Annotated in this window: 14 protein-coding genes; 10 read left to right on the plus strand and 4 right to left on the minus strand. The window is 73.3% G+C overall.

The window, feature by feature from the left end:
• The first annotated feature begins 186 nt into the window (after positions 1-186).
• Genes AC07DO_RS01920 through AC07DO_RS01930 form a run of 3 tightly spaced genes read left to right on the plus strand, consistent with a single transcriptional unit; the run spans position 187 to position 3,088 of the window.
• On the plus strand, positions 187-423 hold the full coding sequence (locus AC07DO_RS01920; RefSeq protein WP_479056338.1) for a hypothetical protein: 237 nt from the start codon (positions 187-189) through the stop codon (positions 421-423).
• A complete protein-coding gene (gene malQ / locus AC07DO_RS01925) occupies positions 423-2,831 on the plus strand; it encodes a 4-alpha-glucanotransferase (RefSeq protein ID WP_479056339.1) in 2,409 nt (802 codons plus the stop codon). Before AC07DO_RS01920 ends, malQ begins: the two co-directional genes overlap by 1 nt.
• Positions 2,832-2,851: 20 nt before the next feature.
• Positions 2,852-3,088: a hypothetical protein gene (locus AC07DO_RS01930; RefSeq protein ID WP_055569298.1), complete on the plus strand. Its 237-nt coding sequence runs from the start codon at positions 2,852-2,854 to the stop codon at positions 3,086-3,088.
• Between the two features lie 116 nt (positions 3,089-3,204).
• Here the strand turns inward: AC07DO_RS01930 and AC07DO_RS01935 are convergent, their stop codons facing one another.
• On the minus strand, positions 3,205-3,777 hold the full coding sequence (locus AC07DO_RS01935; protein ID WP_479056340.1) for a TetR/AcrR family transcriptional regulator: 573 nt from the start codon (positions 3,775-3,777) through the stop codon (positions 3,205-3,207).
• Positions 3,778-3,903: 126 nt separating this feature from the next.
• On the opposite strand from AC07DO_RS01935, the gene AC07DO_RS01940 reads away from it, so the two are divergent.
• The 3 genes from AC07DO_RS01940 (at position 3,904) to AC07DO_RS01950 (ending at position 7,389) form a co-directional block, all read left to right on the plus strand.
• Complete coding sequence (locus tag AC07DO_RS01940) at positions 3,904-5,388, plus strand: FAD-dependent monooxygenase (RefSeq protein ID WP_479056341.1); 1,485 nt, start codon at positions 3,904-3,906, stop codon at positions 5,386-5,388.
• 133 nt (positions 5,389-5,521) lie between these two features.
• On the plus strand, positions 5,522-6,448 hold the full coding sequence (locus AC07DO_RS01945; protein ID WP_479056342.1) for a DMT family transporter: 927 nt from the start codon (positions 5,522-5,524) through the stop codon (positions 6,446-6,448).
• Between the two features lie 29 nt (positions 6,449-6,477).
• Positions 6,478-7,389 (plus strand): LysR family transcriptional regulator, encoded by a 912-nt coding sequence (locus AC07DO_RS01950; RefSeq protein ID WP_479056343.1) that lies wholly within the window; start codon positions 6,478-6,480, stop codon positions 7,387-7,389.
• A 368-nt stretch (positions 7,390-7,757) separates the two neighbouring features.
• On the opposite strand, the gene pepN is transcribed toward AC07DO_RS01950, so the two are convergent.
• A complete protein-coding gene (gene pepN, locus AC07DO_RS01955) occupies positions 7,758-10,325 on the minus strand; it encodes an aminopeptidase N (RefSeq protein WP_479056344.1) in 2,568 nt (855 codons plus the stop codon).
• Between the two features lie 301 nt (positions 10,326-10,626).
• Between pepN and AC07DO_RS01960 the strand changes: the two genes are divergently transcribed.
• Both AC07DO_RS01960 and AC07DO_RS01965 read left to right on the plus strand, forming a co-directional pair.
• Entirely contained in the window at positions 10,627-11,904 is a 1,278-nt protein-coding gene (locus AC07DO_RS01960; RefSeq protein ID WP_479056346.1) for a flavin-dependent oxidoreductase, read from the plus strand.
• Positions 11,905-12,006: 102 nt separating this feature from the next.
• Positions 12,007-12,528, plus strand: a complete 522-nt coding sequence (locus AC07DO_RS01965) for a DUF1203 domain-containing protein (RefSeq protein WP_479056347.1) — start codon at positions 12,007-12,009, stop codon at positions 12,526-12,528.
• Between the two features lie 3 nt (positions 12,529-12,531).
• Here AC07DO_RS01965 and AC07DO_RS01970 read toward each other — a convergent pair whose 3' ends face one another.
• The gene (locus tag AC07DO_RS01970; protein ID WP_479056349.1) at positions 12,532-13,413 is read right to left on the minus strand and encodes a LysR family transcriptional regulator; all 882 of its coding nucleotides are present in this window, start codon (positions 13,411-13,413) and stop codon (positions 12,532-12,534) included.
• A 126-nt stretch (positions 13,414-13,539) separates the two neighbouring features.
• On the opposite strand from AC07DO_RS01970, the gene AC07DO_RS01975 reads away from it, so the two are divergent.
• Complete coding sequence (locus AC07DO_RS01975; RefSeq protein ID WP_479056350.1) at positions 13,540-14,739, plus strand: MFS transporter; 1,200 nt, start codon at positions 13,540-13,542, stop codon at positions 14,737-14,739.
• A 23-nt stretch (positions 14,740-14,762) separates the two neighbouring features.
• Here the strand turns inward: AC07DO_RS01975 and AC07DO_RS01980 are convergent, their stop codons facing one another.
• On the minus strand, positions 14,763-15,779 hold the full coding sequence (locus tag AC07DO_RS01980) for an aspartate-semialdehyde dehydrogenase (RefSeq protein WP_479056351.1): 1,017 nt from the start codon (positions 15,777-15,779) through the stop codon (positions 14,763-14,765).
• A 199-nt stretch (positions 15,780-15,978) separates the two neighbouring features.
• Between AC07DO_RS01980 and AC07DO_RS01985 the strand changes: the two genes are divergently transcribed.
• Positions 15,979-16,512, plus strand: coding sequence for an RNA polymerase sigma factor (locus AC07DO_RS01985; protein WP_150167773.1), 534 nt, complete (start codon positions 15,979-15,981; stop codon positions 16,510-16,512).

Genomic DNA, 16,512 nt, shown 5'->3' on the forward strand with positions numbered 1-16,512 from the left:
TGCGGACATCTTCCCGGCGGCCGCGGTGCTGGAGCCCGATCTTCCGGGGCGGGCTCGGCCCCGGTGGAACAACTTCCGTATGGGGAAAGGGGTGTGACCAGGGTCACGTTGTGGCAACGTATACGTCTGCGCGCCCGCGCACTGGGTAGGGCTGCCGAGACCTGCCCCCTGAAAAGGAGCTCCCACGTGGCCGCTTCCGCAAATCTTCTGCTGTCCGCGCTCTCCAAACAGGTCTCCCACCCCGACTCGGGCCTCGACGGCTCCTGCTCCTGCGGCTGCATCGAGCCGCCCCTCACCAGCGAGCCCCCGCTCGCCGACGCGGCGCCGCTGACCAGCGAGCCGCCCCTCACCGACGCCGCCCCGCTGACCAGCGAGCCGACCTCCACCGGCACGGCATCGGGCCTGGACTTCATGGGGGTCTGATGCCCCTTTCCCGGCTGGCCGCTTCGTACGGCGTGGCCACCTCCTACTCCCCGTCTCCGGGGCGCACCGTCCCCGCCACCGACACCGCGGTGATCGCCGCCCTGGCCGCGCTGGGTGTGGACGCGAGCACCCCGCAGGCGGTCCGGGCGTCGCTGACGGCGCGCGAGGCGGAGCGGGCCGCCCGTCCGCTGCCACCGACCGTGGTGGCGTGGACGGACGGACCTCTGCCCCCGCCCCTCGCGGCGCTGCCGCCGGGGACGCGGGTGCGGGTGGAACTGGAGGAGGACGGCGGTGCGGTCGAGTGGGAGGCCCCCACGGACGCGCTCCCCGAGACCCTCCCCCCAGGCATCCACCGACTCCACACCCAACCCCCACCACCTACCCCCGCGTCCGTGCCCGGCTCCGGCCCCACACCCGGTTCCGCCGCCATGCCCGGCCCCGACGCCACGCCCGGTTCCGACGCCACGCGCGGCCCCGGTTCCGGCGCCATGCCCGGTCTCGGTCCCGCGCCTGGTTCTGCCGCCACGCCCGGTTCCGCCACCATGCCCGGCCCCGGCCCCGGCCCCGGCCCCGGCCCCGCCGCCACGCCCGGCCCAGGCCCCACGCCCAGCTCCGCCGCCCCACCCACCCCCGGCTCTGCCCCCGTCCCCGCCTCCGCCCCGCCCCCGCCCCGGCGCGGGGAGAGCGTGTGGCTCATCGTTGCTCCGCGGCGTGTGAAGACGCCGGGGCGGCGGGTGCACGGGATGCTCGTGCAGCTTTACTCGATGCTCTCCCGGCGGTCCTGGGGCATGGGGGACCTCGGTGACCTCGCCGAGCTGTCCGGGTGGGCCGGGCGCATCCTGGGGGCCGGCTTCGTGCAGGTCAATCCGTTGCACGCCGCCGTGCCGAGCCCGCCGGAGGGTCCTGGCGGCGACCCCTCCCCGTACCGGCCCTCCTCCCGCCGCTTCCCCGACCCCGTGCACCTGCGAGTTGAAGAGGTCCCCGAGTACGCGTACCTCGTGGGGGAGGCCCGTGCGCGGGTCGACGAGCTGGGCCGGAAAGCCGGGCTGCTGCGGGACTCCGTGCTGCGGCAGGGCGCCCTCATCGACCGCGACGCGGTCTGGGCCCTCAAGAGCGAAGCTCTCGAACTGCTGCTCCACGAGGTGCCCCTCGGCCCCGGCCGCAGCGCCGCGTACAACGCCTTCCTCGCCGAGCAGGGCACCGCCCTGGAGGATCACGCCACCTGGAACGCCCTCGCCGAGGTCCACGGCCCCGACTGGCACTCCTGGCCGGCCGCCCTGCGCGACCCGGCCTCGCCCGGCACCGCCCGCGCCCGCCGCGAGGCGATGGACCGCGTCGACTTCCACTGCCGCCTCGCCTGGCTCACGGACACCCAGCTGGCCGCCGCCCAGCGCACCGCGCGGGAAGCGGGCATGGACATCGGCCTCGTGCACGACCTCGCCGTCGGCGTGCACCCCGGCGGCGCCGACGCCTGGGCCCAGCAGCGGCACTTCGCCCCGCACATGTCCGTCGGCGCCCCGCCGGACGCCTTCAACGCGCGCGGCCAGGACTGGGGCCTGCCGCCCTGGCGCCCCGACCGTCTCGCCGAGTCCGGCTACGCCCCGTACCGCGCCCTCCTGCGGGGCCTGCTCCGCAACGCGGGCGCGCTCCGCATCGACCACGTCATGGGCCTGTTCCGGCTGTGGTGGATCCCCGAGGGCCGCGAGCCCACCGAGGGGACGTACGTCCACTACGACGCCGAGGCGATGCTCGCCGTCCTCGTCCTGGAGGCACACCGCGCCGACGCCCTCGTCATCGGCGAGGACCTCGGCACCGTCGAGCCCGGCGTCCGCGAGACGCTGCGCGAGCACGGCGTGCTCGGCACCTCCGTGCTCTGGTTCGAACGGGACTGGGAGGGCACAGGACGCCCGCTCCCCGCCGACGCCTGGCGCGCCGACTGCGTGGCCACCGCCACCACGCACGACCTGCCCCCGACCGCCGCCCGCCTCACCGGCGAGCACGTGCAACTCCGCCACGACCTCGGCCTCCTGACCCGGCCGCTGGCACAGGAGCGGGCGGAGGCCGCCGCGGACGTGCACGAATGGCTGGGGGTGCTCGCCCGGCTCGGGATGCTGCCGGACGGCATCGGCGGCGAGGAGGACGAGATCCGCGCCGTGCACCGCTTCCTGCTCGCCACCCCGGCCCGCATGATCGGCATCTGGCTCCCCGACGCCGTCGGCGACCGCCGCCCGCAGAACCTTCCCGGCACCTGGGACCAGTACCCCAACTGGCGGCTGCCCGTCGCCGACGCCACCGGACGCCCCGTCACCCTCGAGGACCTCGCGGCCTCTCCGCGACTGCACGCCCTCATGGCGGTGTTCCGGGGTGAAGGCGCCCGTACGGCACCCCCGGGCGCGCACCCCGTTTAGGAGTTCGCTACGTTGGCACCGTGGACAAGAAGAACGCACTGCGCGCCGGCGCCCTGGCCTCCGGCACGACGCTGATGATGCTGCTCATGTCGTCCCCCGCGTTCGCGGCGCGCGACGACGGTGACGACCCGGGCCCCGGCCTGAGCGTCATCGACACGCTCGGCCTGTACGTCGCCGCGCCCATCGTGCTGTTCCTGGTGATCGCGGGCCTCGTGATGGTCGGCGACAAGTCCCGGAAGCAGCAGAAGCAGGGCTGACCCGAAGCTTCGGTATGCGCGCCGAGGGCGCCCCTCGACGACGTACTCCCGTACCGCGTACGGAACCCGTACCACGTACGGACGTCGTCGGAGGGCGCCCTCGACGTGCTTCCTGATCAGGGCCGTTCGGCCGTCAGATAGCGCTGGAGCGTCGGCGCCAGCCAGTCCGTGATCTCCTCCCGCGTCAGCGCCGCCGACGGCGGGAACCGCAGTACGTACCGCGTCATGGCGAGGCCGAGCACCTGCGCCGCGCAGAGCGCCGCCCGCGTCGGCGCCTCGGCCGGGTCGGGGCAGACCTCACGTGCCACCGGCAGCAGTTGCTCGCCGAAGACGGCCCGCATGCGCTCCGCCCCCGCCTCATTGGTGATGCCCACCCGGAGCAGCGCGGTGAGCACCTCGTCGCCTTCCCAGACGGTGAGGAAGTGCGTCACGAGCACCCTCCCCACGTCCGCCCTCGGCACCCGGGTGAAGTCCGGCAGGCGCAGGTCGACCGAGGTCGCGGCGGCGAAGAGCCCCTCCTTGTTGCCGTAGTAGCGCATCACCATCGACGGGTCGATACGGGCGTCCTTGGCGATGGCGCGGATCGTCGCACGCTCGTACCCGTCCGCGGCGAAGCGCTCGCGGGCCGCGGAGAGGATGCCGGCGCGGGTGGCGTCGGAGCGGCGGGCCGCCGGGGTCGTTTCCGTCATGTCGGCAACCTATGCCAACAATCGTTGGCCAACAAGCGTTGACAGTCCATGGGCGCAGTCGTACGTTGGCCAACAAGCGTTGACCAACAAGCGTTGACCCATACGTGTTGGCATCAGGAGGCGGCCATGAACGGCACGACCGGCGACACGAAGAAGAACGCGAATCCCCCCGAAGGACCCGGCACCGTCGTGGTGGTCGGGGCCGGCCCCACCGGACTGCTGCTCGCCGGGGATCTCGCCGCCGCGGGCGTCCCCGTCACCCTCGTGGAGAAGCGGGCGCCCGGCATCAGCAACCTCTCCCGCGCGATGGTCCTGCACGCCCGCACCCTGGAGCAGCTGGACGCGCGGGGCCTCGCCGACGAGCTGGAGGCCGAGGGGGAGCCGCTCGACAGGCTCCGCCTCTTCGACCGGCTCTCGCTGGACCTCTCGCGGCTGCCGTCCCGCTTCCGGCACCTTCTCGTCCTCCCGCAGTATGAGGTCGAGCGCGTCCTGGAGCGGCGCGCGGTCGACGCCGGCGTGCGCTTCGCGTACGAGACCGAGGTGGCCGGACTCACCCAGGACGCGGACGGCGTGACGCTCCGGGTCCGCGGCCCGGGCGACGAGCCGGGCACACTGCGCGCCGCCTACGCCGTCGGCACCGACGGCCTGCGCAGCGCCGTGCGCGAGGCGGTCGGACTGCCCTTCCCCGGCAGGTCCGTCATCCGCTCGCTGGTCCTCGCCGACGTCAGGCTCGCAGAGCCCCCGGAGACGCTGCTCACCGTCAACGCCGTCGGCGACGCCTTCGCCTTCGTCGCACCCTTCGCCGACGGCTACCACCGCGTCATCGGCTGGGACCGCTCGCGCGACGTCCCCGACAGCGCGCCGCTCGGCCTCGACGAGGTCAAGGACATCGTCCGGCAGGCGCTCGGCCGCGACTTCGGGATGCACGACGCCCGCTGGATGTCCCGCTTCCACAGTGACGAACGGCAGGCGCCCGCCTATCGCGTGGGCCGCGTCTTCCTCGCCGGGGACGCCGCGCACGTCCACTCACCGGCCGGCGGCCAGGGCATGAACACCGGCCTTCAGGACGCCGCGAACCTGAGCTGGAAACTGGCCGCCGCGGTCCACGGCCGCGCCCCGCAGGGACTCGTGGACAGCCTCCTGGACACCTACGAATCCGAGCGGCATCCGGTCGGCAAGGCGGCGTTGCGCAGCAGTGGCGGGCTCGTCAGGCTCGCGATGGCCAAGCGTCCGTGGACGCGCGCGGCCCGCGCCGCGCTCGCCGCCTTCGTCAACCGCGTACCCGCGGTGCGGGCCAAGGCGGCGGGCCAGGTCACCGGCGTCGGGATCGCGTACCGGTCACCGAAGGGTGCCCACCGGCTCGTCGGGCGCCGGGCCCCTGACCTCGCGCTCAAGGAAGGGCGGCTCTACGAAGCCCTGCGCGCGGGCGCGTTCGTGCTCGTCTCCCCGGAGGGCGCGGGGCACGCGGCAGGTCGCGCGGTCCCGGCCCGGTGGCGCGGCGCCCGCCGCACGACGCTCCTGGTCAGGCCCGACGGATACGTGGCGTGGGCCGCCGAGGACGCGGACGCGGAGGCGGTGGCCGTGGCGCTGAGGGAGCAGGGCGTCTCCTGAAGGATTATTCACTTCTACTTCAAAGATCCGGCTGAAAGATTCGATGGACCTGATGGGTTGAGGGGTGTCACGGTGGTCCCGCACCGCACCGAGACATCCCCGCCGAGGCGGGGAGGGAGGCAAGGGATACACCGTGGCAGTCCTCGACCGGACCCCCACCCACACAGCGGCGGACGCCAGGGCGGCCGCCCGGCCCATCGGCGTCGGCCTCGCCCTCGCGGCCCTCGCCACGGTCGTCTGGTCGGGCAGCTTCGTCACCTCCCGTGCCCTGCACGACACCGTGCCGCCCGTCCAGCACGCGTTCTGGCGCTGGATCATCGCCATCGCCGCGGTCGCGCCGTTCGCGGCACGTCAGACGTGGCGGCAGCGGAACGTGCTGCGCGAGCACCTCACGTTCCTGCTCGTGGCGTCCCTGCTGGGCGTCACCGTCTACAACACCCTGGTGAACCAGGCCGGCATGACGACCACCGCGGGCAACATGGGCATGATCATGGCCGCGTCGCCGGTCCTGATGGCCGTCTACGAACGCCTCGGCGGCGCCAGGCTCGGCACGCGGCGCGTCACCGGCATGCTCGTCGCCTGCGCGGGCGTCCTGCTCCTGGTCGGCAAGGGCTCGTTCACCATGGACTTCGCCGTCGGCGACCTCTGGATCATCGCGGCGGCACTCTCCTTCGGCTCGTACAGCGCACTGCTCAAGCGCAAGCCCGCGGAGATCGAAGGACTGCCGTTCCTGTTCGCGACGTTCGTGCTGGGCGCCCTGATGCTGCTCCCGGTCTTCGTGGCCAGCTACCTGCTCCAGGGCGGCTTCACGCCCACCGTCGGCACGGTCTCCCCCCTCCTCTACGTCGGAGTGGTGTCCTCGGCCGTCGCCTTCTTCGCCTGGAACAAGGCGATCTCGATCATCGGCGCGGCCCGCGCCGGAGTCGTCTACTACCTCCAGCCCGTCTGCGTCGCCCTGCTCTCCTTCGCGGTACTCGGCGAGGCGATGGGGTGGCTGCAGGTGCTGTGCATGGGGCTGATCCTGGGCGGGGTCGTGCTCGGCGCGGCCCGCGCGAAGTGATGCTCCTGACCAGTCGGTACGTTGGGCTCATGAGCGAGTGGGACATCAAGAAGCTGCAGATCCTGCGCACGTTGAGCGAGCGGGGGACCGTGACGGCGGCGGCGCAGGCGCTGCGGATGACGCCGTCGGCGGTCTCGCAGCAGCTGTCCAACCTCGCGAAGCAGCTCGGCGTGCCGCTGCTGGAGGCGCACGGGCGCCGGGTGCGCCTCACCGACGCGGCGCACCTGGTGCTGCGGCACGCGGAGGCGGTCTTCGCCCAACTGGAGAAGGCCGACGCGGAGTTGACGGCGTACGCGCAGGGGGAGGCGGGGGAGGTGCGGGTCGGCGCGTTCTCCACCGCGGTGCCCGCGCTGGTCGTACCCGCGGTGCGGGCGCTGCGGGAGGCGGCGCCCGGCATCTCCGTCCGGGTACGGGAGACCGAGGCCGCCCAGGCGTACGAACTCCTCGCGGCGGGCGAGGTCGACATCGCCCTGTCCCTGGCTGTCCAGGCACCGGCCGCGGTGGACGCGGACACGCGGTTCACCCGGGAGTCCCTGCTCGCGGACCCGCTGGACGTGGCGCTGCCCGGCGACCACGCCCTGGCGTCCGCGCCGGGCCTGCGGCTCGCGGACCTGGCGGGGGAGCCGTGGATCTTCGGCGGGAGCGGCCCCTGGTCCGAGATCACCCGGGCGGCGTGCGAAGCGGCCGGCTTCACGCCGACGCAGGCCCACTCGGCGGCCGGCTGGACGTCGATCCTCGCGATGGTGGAGGCGGGGATGGGGGTGGCGCTGGTTCCCCGCATGGCGGCGACGCGTCGTGACGGGGTCGTCATGCGGGAACTCTCCGAGGACCACCCGACGCGTCACGTCATCGCCGCGGTACGGCGGGGAGCGGCAACCGGCACGGCGCTCTCCCGCGTACTCACCTCCCTCCGGGAGGCGGTCCCGACCCGGGACGCATGACCCCGCCGTCTTCCACCTGCGGTCCGTGTGTGGCTGTTCGCGCAGTTCCCCGCGCCCCTAAAACGTGCCCCCCGCGCCCCGTCTTCGAGCTGCGGGTCGTGTGTGGTCGCTCGCGCAGTTCCCCGCGCCCCTGAAACACGCTCCCCCCGTCTTCTGGCTGCGGGCCGTGCGTGGTGCTCGCGCAGTTCCCCGCGCCCCTAAAACGTGCCCCCCGCGCCCCTGGACTGTCTCCGGCGGCCTTCGGCTGCCGGAGACAGTCAGGGGCGCGGGGAACTGCGCGAACAGCCCCCACCGGCCCGCGGGGGAATGCGGGCCAAGGGGGGGCGGGGCCCGCCCGGCCAGGGCAAGGCGGGCCGCCCCCCGGGAGGCTACGCGTCGGCGGAACGCGCCCGCAGGGCCCGTTCGACGCCCGCCCGCGACTCCGTGATCAGACGCCGCAGCGCCGCACCCGGCTCCGCCGACGCGAGCCACGCGTCCGTCGCGTCCAGTGTCCCCCGGGAGATCTGCAGCGACGGGTAGAGCCCGACGGCGATCTGCTGGGCCATCTCGTGGGAGCGGGAGTCCCACGCCCCCTTGACCGCGGAGAAGAACTTCTCCGCGTAGGGAGCGAGGAGTTCACGCTGGTCGGTCTGGACGAAGCCGCCGATCACCGCCTCCTGGATCGCGTTCGGCAGGGAGTCGGACTCCACGACGGAGGCCCACGCCGCCGCCTTCGCCTCCTCCGTGGGCCGCGCGGCCCGCGCGTACGCCGCGTGCCGCTCGCCCGCCGCCGTCTTGTCCCGCTCCAGCTCCGCCGCGATGCCCGCCTCGTCGAGGCGGCCCGTCGCCGCGAGCCGCGCCACGAACGCCCACCGGAGCTCCGTGTCGACGGCGAGGCCGTCCACGGACTCCGAGCCGTCGAGGAGCCCCTCCAGGAGCGCCAGGTCGGCGTCCGTACGGGCCGTCGCGGCGAACGCGCGGGCCCAGGCCAGCTGGTGGTCGCTGCCCGGCTCCGCGGCCCGCAGGTGCTCCAGCGACGCCTCGGTCCAACGCGCCAGCGCCGCGTCCCGCCCCTCCGGCGCCGCGTACAGGTCGAGCGCCAGCTTCACCTGGCGGTGCAGCGACTGCACGACGCCGATGTCGGACTCCTTGCCGATGCCGGAGAGGACCAGCGAGAGGTACTCGCGCGTCGGGAGTTCCGCGTCGCGCGTCATGTCCCACGCCGACGCCCACGACAGCGCACGCGGCAGCGACGCCTCGAAGTCGCCGATGTGGTCGGTGACGAAGGCCAGGGACTCGCTGTCCAGGCGGACCTTCGCGTACGACAGGTCGTCGTCGTTGAGGAGGATGACCGCCGGGCGCGCCTTGCCCACCAGCGCGTCCACGGCCGTCAGTTCGCCGTCGACGTCGAGCTCCACGCGGTCCGTGCGGACCAGCTTGCCGGACGTGTCGTCGAGGTCGTAGAAGCCGATGGCGATGCGGTGCGGGCGGAGCGTGGGCTCGCCCTTGGCGCCCTCGGGGAGGGCCGGGGCCTCCTGCTTGACGGCGAAGGACGTGATGACGCCCCGCGTGTCGACGTCCACGACCGGCCGCAGGACGTTGATGCCCGCCGTCTCCAGCCACTTCTTCGACCAGGTCTTCAGGTCGCGGCCGCTGGTCTCCTCCAGCGCGCCGAGCAGGTCGGAAAGGCGCGTGTTGCCGAAGGCGTGCCGCTTGAAGTACGCCTGGACGCCCTGGAAGAACTCGTCCTCGCCCACGTAGGCGACGAGCTGCTTCAGGACGCTCGCCCCCTTCGCGTACGTGATGCCGTCGAAGTTGACCAGGACGTCGTCCAGGTCACGGATGTCGGCCATGATCGGGTGCGTGGACGGCAGCTGGTCCTGGCGGTACGCCCACGTCTTCATGGAGTTGGCGAACGTCGTCCACGAGTGCGGCCACTTCGAGCCCGGCGCGTACGCCTGGCAGGCGGCCTCGGCGTACGTGGCGAACGACTCGTTCAGCCACAGGTCGTTCCACCACTCCATGGTGACGAGGTCGCCGAACCACATGTGGGCCAGCTCGTGCAGGATCGTCGCGGCCCGCACCTCGTACGCCGCGTCCGTCACCTTCGAACGGAACACGTACTGGTCGCGGATGGTCACCGCGCCCGCGTTCTCCATCGCGCCCGCGTTGAACTCCGGCACGAAGAGCTGGTCGTACTTGGCGAAGGGGTACGCGTAGTCGAACTTCTCCTGGAACCAGTCGAAGCCCTGCCGGGTGACCTCGAAGATCGCGTCCGAGTCGAGGAACTCGGCGAGCGAGGGGCGGCAGTAGATGCCGAGCGGCACGGACTGGCCGCCGGGACCCTCGTACGACGAGTGGACCGAGTGGTACGGGCCGACGATCAGCGCCGTCACGTACGTGGACATGCGGGGCGTCGGCTCGAACGTCCAGATGTCGTCCTTCGGCTCCGGCGTCGGCGAGTTGGAGATCACCGTCCAGCCGCTCGGCGCCTTCACGGTGAACTGGAACGTCGCCTTCAGGTCGGGCTGCTCGAAGGACGCGAAGACGCGGCGCGCGTCCGGCACCTCGAACTGCGTGTACAGGTACGCCTGCTGGTCGACCGGGTCGACGAAGCGGTGCAGTCCCTCACCGGTGTTGGTGTAGTCGCAGTCGGCGACGACCCTCAGCTCGTTCGTGCCGGCCCGCAGGTGCCGCAGCGCGATGCGCGAGTCGCGGAACACCGCGCCGACCTCGAGGGCGTGGCCGTTCAGGACGACCTCGTGGACCGCGGGGGCCACCAGGTCGATGAAGGTCTCCGCGCCCTCCTCCGCGGAGTCGAAGCGCACCGTGGTCACGGACCGGTAGGTGCCTCCTTCCTGCGCGCCGGAAAGGTCGAGATCGACCTCGTACGAGTCAACGGTGAGCAGCTTCGCCCGCTGCTGCGCCTCTTCGCGGGTCAGATTGGTGCCGGGCACGCGGTCATCTCCTCGGATACGACTTCTGGTCTGGTGGATGAGAAGTATCGGGTCTTGGCTGGGTGCGACTTGTGGTGTTTCCGGCCATCCTTCCATGCCCCCTCGGATGGCCGCCGGGCCCATTGTTCTCCCGCTGCCGTGCGGTTACGCTCCGCGCGTTCGCACCCGCCCCGGCAGGCCGCAGACCACGGCCGCACACACGGGGGCGGTCAGGAACCACGGTGGTCGGGAACCACAGGGGGATACGGGAGATGCTGGGGACCGAGAGGCCGGCCGACACCGGCCCGGCAGCGCGACGGCCATGACCGACGTACTGGTGGCGGGAGCGGGCATCGGCGGGCTCACCGCCGCGCTCAGCCTGCACGCGGCGGGCATCGACGTCCGGGTGGTGGACGCCGCCGATCAGCTGCGGCCCGTCGGGGTGGGCCTCAACCTGCTGCCGTACGCGGTGCGGGAACTGACCGAGCTGGGACTCGGCGACGAACTCGCGGCGACCGCCGTCGCCCCCGAGGTGATGGTCCACTTCGACCGGCACGGCAACCGCATCTGGGCCGAGCCGCGCGGCCTCGCCCTCGGCTACCGCTGGCCCCAGTACTCCGTCCACCGCGGCGCCCTCCAGCTGCTCCTGCTCGACGCGGTCCGCGACCGGCTCGGCGACCACGCCGTCCGCACCGGCACCGCCTTCGTGCGGCTCGCCGAGCGCGAGGGCGGCGGACTGCGGGTGATCCTGCGGGACATGGCGCGGGCCAGGGAGTACGGCGTACGGGTGCGGGCGCTGGTCGGCGCCGACGGGCTGCACTCGGCGGTGCGGGCCGTACTGCACCCCGGTGAGGGGCCGCCGCTGTGGAACGGCATCCGGATGTGGCGCGGCACGACCGACTGGCATCCGGTGCTCGGCGGGCGGACCGTCGCGGTGGCGGGCAGCAACACCGCCGCGAAACTCGTCGTCTACCCCATCTCCCGGCCCTACCAGGAGCGCGGCAGAGCGCTGCTCAACTGGGTGGCGGAGGTGCGGTTTCCGCCCACGCATCACCACGGCCACGCGGGGCCCGCCGACTGGAACCGCTCCGGGCGGCTCTCCGACGTCCTGCCGCACTACGCCGGGTGGCGCATCGGCGACCTGGACGTCCCCGCGCTGCTCGCCGCCACGCGGCACATCCTGGAGTACCCGATGGTCGACAGGGACCCGCTGCCCCGCTGGGGCCACGGCCTGGTCACGCTCCTCGGCGACGCGGCGCACCCGATGTACCCGGTGGGGTCGAACGGCGGCTCCCAGGCGATCCTCGACGCGCGCGTCCTGGCCCGCTGCCTCGCCCACACCGCGCCGGACCGCGAGGCGGGGCTGCGGGCGTACGAGGGGGTGCGCCGTGAGACCGCCAACGCGGTCGTCCTCGCCAACCGCGACATGCCGGCGGACCGCGTCCTGCACGCCGTCGCCGAGCGCGCCCCCGACGGCTTCGACCGCGTCGAGGACGTACTGACCCCGGAGGAACTGGGGGAGTTGAACGCGGCGTACCGCAGAACGACGGGCACGGATGTGGCGGAACTGAACGGGCGGGGGTCCTGGGGGGTGGGGTGAGCGGGGGGGGGTCCCGGCCGAAGGGGCTCCCGGGTGCGCTGCGTGCAGCGCGACGTCCGAAATCCGCCAGCCCCGGCCGCCCCCACGCGCGAGGCTCGGCCCATGACCACCACGTACCCGCGCACCGCCCACACCCCGCTCCCCATCGCCCCCGCGGCGCTCGCCGAGCTCCGCGACACCGACGACGCCGGGCGGCCCTGCGCCCCCTTCGTCGACCACGAGGGCGGCGCCCCGCTCCGCTGCTGCCTGCGGCCCGTCGCCCCCGGCGAGCGCATCGCCCTCGTGTCGTACGCGCCGCTGCGCCGCTGGGCCACCGAGACCGGCGCGGCGCCCGGCGCCTACGACGAGCAGGGGCCCGTCTTCATCCACGCAGACCCCTGCGCGGGCCCGTCGGACCAGCGGGGCGGCTACCCGTTCTCGCGGGCAGGAGCGCTGCGCACGGTCCGCAGGTACAGCGACCAGGGGCGCATCCTCGGCGGCCGCCTCCTTGAGATCCCAAAGGACGAGGAGCGGGGGTTCGACGAAGTCTTCGACGAGGCGTTCGCCGACCCGCGGGTCGCCCTCGTGCACGTCAGGGCCGTGGAGTACGGCTGCTTCCACTTCGAGGTGCGGCGGCAGGACTGAAGCTCACCCCTCCTCCGCCGCCACGGCCACCGCCCGCGCGAACTCCCGTATCCGCTCGGTCTCCCCGCCCCTGTGCCACACCATCCCGAGCACCGAGTCGGGGAGCCCGTCGACCGGTACGAAGACGACGTCCTTGCGGCCGTGGTACTCCGCCGTGGGACCGCACAGCAGCATCGCCGCCCGGTCCGCCGCCACCAGCGTCAGGCCCTCCTGGAGCGTGCGGACCGAGGGCGCGGGCGGGCCCGAAGGGGCCTGCGCCGCACGCCAGTACGCGGGCGCGGGGCCGGCCGCCGCGATCAGCGGCGTGTCGGCGAGCTCCGCGGCGGTGAGCGAGGAGCGCCCCGCGAACGCGTGCCGCACCGACACGGCGACGGTCTGCCGCTCGCTGGAGAAGACGGGGCCGAGCACCAAGTCGGGCTCGTCCACCGGCAGGAGCACGATCCCCGCGTCCACGTCGCCCTCCCGCACCGCCCCGAACGGATCGGCGAAGGGGATCTCCACGATCTCCGTCGCACAGGCCGGATGCCGCTCCTGGAACACCTCGATGGCCCGCATCAGCCGGTCGTCCGCGGTGCCCTGGAACCCGATCCGCAGCGTGCCCTCGACGCCCCGCGCCGCCTCCCGCGCCCGTGCCACCACCGACGCCAACTCGGCGTAGGACGGCCGTAGTTCGGCAAGGAATCGCTCCCCGAGAGTGGTCAGGGAGACCCGTCGGCTCGTACGCTCCAGCAGGCGCGCGCCGATCCGCCGCTCCAGGGCGGCGAGCAACTGGCTGACACGGCTCTGCGATATGTAGAGCCGCTCGCCGGCCCGCCCGAAGTGCAGCTCTTCGGCAAGCACCAGGAAGCACTCCAGCTCCCGGATCTCCAGCCCGTTCCCGCTCATGGCGCGCCGTCCCTCCTCCTTGAACGCCCAGGTCCGCCGGACCGACACGTATCGATGAATCCGGCTCATTCAAGGATGAGATCATCCGCGTTGTTCCCGGGCGGGCACCCCCACAGGGTGGATGCCATGTCACAGAGCACACACGTCCCCACGCGGCCCGTCGCCCCGCCGCCCCCGCGCGGCCGTCTCGCCGTCCTCGCCGTCGCCGCCGCGACCTTCTCCGTCGTCACCACGGAGATGCTGCCCGTCGGACTCCTCACCTCACTCGGCTCCGGCCTGCACGTCTCGGACGGCACCGCGGGTCTCGCCGTCACCCTGCCCGGCCTCGTCGCCGCGCTCGCCGCCCTGCTGCTGCCCGTCGCCGTGCGCCGCGCCGACCGGCGCACGGTCCTCTGGCTGCTGATGACGCTGCTCGCCGTCGCCAACGTCCTCTCCGCGCTCGCACCCGTCTTCGCCGTCCTGCTCGTCGCGCGCGTGCTGGTCGGCGTCTGCATCGGCGGGGTGTGGGCCATCGCGGCCGGGCTCGGCGTGCGGCTCGTCCGTGCGGAGGGCGCGGGCCGCGCCACCGCGGTGATCTTCAGCGGGATCGCGGTGGCGTCGGTGCTGGGCGTGCCGGCGGGCACGCTTCTCGGCGAACTGGCGGGCTGGCGCTGGGGGTTCGCGGCGCTCGCCGCCCTCGCGCTCGCCGTCGCGGGGCTCCTCGCCACCGTGCTGCCCCGGCTCCCCGCGGCCGAGGGCGTCCGGCTCGGCGCGTTCCCCGCACTCCTGCGCGTCGGCAGGCTGCGGGCCGGACTCCTCGCCGTCATGCTCCTGGTCACCGGCCACTTCGCCGCGTACACGTACATCCGCCCGGTCCTGGAGCGGGTGCCCGGCATCGGCGCGGGCCTGATCAGCGGACTCCTCCTCGCCTACGGGACGGCCGGCATCGTCGGCAACTTCGCGGGCGGCGCCGTCGCGGCCCGCGACCCGCGCAGGGCGCTGCTCGCGATCTGCGCGGGGCTCGCCGCCGTGGTGCTGCTCATGGTGCCCGCGGGCGCCTCGTCCGCCGCGTCGGTGGCGCTGCTCGTGGCGTGGGGCCTGGCCTACGGAGGGGTCTCGGTCTCCGCGCAGAACTGGGTGATGGCCGCGGCGCCGCACGCCCGAGAGACGGCGTCGGCGCTCTTCGCGGGCGTGTTCAACACGGCGATCGCCCTCGGCGCGTTCGCGGGCGGCCGGGTCGCGGACAGCCGCGGGGCCGGTGCCGTGCTCTGGCTCGGTGGCGGTCTCGCGGGTCTTTCGCTGGTGGCCGTGGCGTGCGCGAAGGGGGCGGCCACCCACGAAAGGTGACCGCCCCCATGGGCGTGCAGGGATCAGGCCTTGAGCTCCGCCGCGACGAGCTCCGCGATCTGGACGGCGTTCAGCGCCGCGCCCTTGCGGAGGTTGTCGTCGGAGATGAAGAACGCCAGACCGTTCTCGACCGTCTCGTCCTTGCGGATGCGGCCCACGAACGAGTCGTCCTTGCCCGCGGCGACCAGCGGCGTGGGCACCTCCGTGACGACGACGCCCTCGGCCGCCTCGAGCAGCTCGGTGGCGCGCTCGGGGCTCAGCGGACGCGCGAAGCGGGCGTTGACCTGGAGGGAGTGGCCGGTGAAGACCGGGACGCGCACGCAGGTGCCGGAGACCTTCAGCTCGGGGATCTCCAGGATCTTGCGGGACTCGTGGCGGAGCTTCTGCTCCTCGTCCGTCTCGTTCAGGCCGTCGTCGACGACGGAGCCCGCCATCGGCAGGACGTTGTACGCGATCGGCGCGACGTACTTGTCGGGCTCGGGGAAGTCGACCGCCGAACCGTCGTGGGTGAGCTTGGGCGCGTCCTCGCCGACCTTCGCGACCTGCTGGTACAACTCCTCGACACCGGCGAGGCCGGAGCCGGAGACCGCCTGGTAGGTGGCGACGACGAGCGCTTCGAGGCCCGCCTCGGCGTGCAGCGGCTTCAGGACGGGCATCGCGGCCATCGTCGTGCAGTTCGGGTTCGCGATGATGCCCTTGGGGCGGTCCTTGATCGCGTGCGGGTTCACCTCGGAGACCACGAGGGGAACCTCGGGGTGCCGGCGCCAGGCGGAGGAGTTGTCGATCACGACGGCGCCCTGCGAGGCGACCTTCTCGGCGAGGGCCTTGGAGGTGGCGCCGCCCGCGGAGAACAGGACGATGTCCAGGCCGGTGTAGTCGGCCGTGGAGGCGTCCTCGACGGTCACGCCGTCGATGACCTTCCCCGCGCTGCGGGCCGAGGCGAAGAGGCGCAGCTCGTCGGCCGGGAACTTACGCTCGGCGAGGATCTTGCGCATGACCTTGCCGACCTGACCGGTGGCTCCGACGATTCCGACCTTCACAGGGACTTCCTCCATATGTGCGTGCGGCCTCGTGACCTCGGCCGGTCTGTGGGGGGGGTGGCTCCATGATGCGTCTCTCCAGTGCCGCGTTGTCCAATCCATTGTCCGAGGTGCGGGACGCCACATTCGCCGGGCGCCGCCGTGAACCTTTCGGGCGTCCCGGGCGTCGTAGGGGAAACGCGGGGACGGGAGGGGCACATTGCTGCGCAGGAAAGCGCGCCGCGCGCAGACCGGCGCCGGGGGAGCGGACCCGCTGGACGCGGCCCAGGAGGACCGGGTCCGTGCGGTGCTCGCGCTGGGCGGGGTGCCGCACGCCGACCTGCCCGACGGAGTGCAGCAGGTCAGGCTGAAGCTCCTGGAGCGGGCCGCGGACGGGCGTGAGGCGCCGCGTGACGTGTCGGCGTGGGCGGCCGTCGTCGCCTCCAACCTGGCCATGGACTGGCACCGGGCGCGGCGCAGGCAGGAGCGGCTCGGGGAGCGGCTCCAGGTGCTGTGGCGGGAGGCCACCGACGAGGACGGCGCGGAGAAGCGGGCCACCTCGCTGGCCGTCGCCGAGGGGCTCGGCGCGCTGCCGGACGCCCAGCGGCAGGTGGTGGTCCTGCGCTTCTACGCGGATCTCCCGGTCCGCGCGATAGCGGATGAACTGGGCATTCCGGAGGGAACGGTCAAGAGCAGACTGCACACGGCGGTACGGCTCCTGAGGGCGCGGCTGCACGAAGGGGAGGTGGTGTGA

The sequence above is a fragment of the Streptomyces sp. NPDC045678 genome (assembly GCF_056432085.1).

Excerpts from the sequence above, each read along its gene's own strand:
- malQ (WP_479056339.1), top strand. The coding sequence starts at position 423 with ATGCCCCTTTCCCGGCTGGCCGCTTCGTACGGCGTGGCCACCTCCTAC.
- AC07DO_RS01965 (WP_479056347.1), top strand. The coding sequence starts at position 12,007 with ATGACCACCACGTACCCGCGCACCGCCCACACCCCGCTCCCCATCGCC.
- AC07DO_RS01960 (WP_479056346.1), top strand. The coding sequence starts at position 10,627 with ATGACCGACGTACTGGTGGCGGGAGCGGGCATCGGCGGGCTCACCGCC.
- AC07DO_RS01940 (WP_479056341.1), top strand. The coding sequence starts at position 3,904 with ATGAACGGCACGACCGGCGACACGAAGAAGAACGCGAATCCCCCCGAA.
- AC07DO_RS01935 (WP_479056340.1), bottom strand. The coding sequence starts at position 3,777 with ATGACGGAAACGACCCCGGCGGCCCGCCGCTCCGACGCCACCCGCGCC.
- AC07DO_RS01970 (WP_479056349.1), bottom strand. The coding sequence starts at position 13,413 with ATGAGCGGGAACGGGCTGGAGATCCGGGAGCTGGAGTGCTTCCTGGTG.
- AC07DO_RS01950 (WP_479056343.1), top strand. The coding sequence starts at position 6,478 with ATGAGCGAGTGGGACATCAAGAAGCTGCAGATCCTGCGCACGTTGAGC.
- AC07DO_RS01975 (WP_479056350.1), top strand. The coding sequence starts at position 13,540 with ATGTCACAGAGCACACACGTCCCCACGCGGCCCGTCGCCCCGCCGCCC.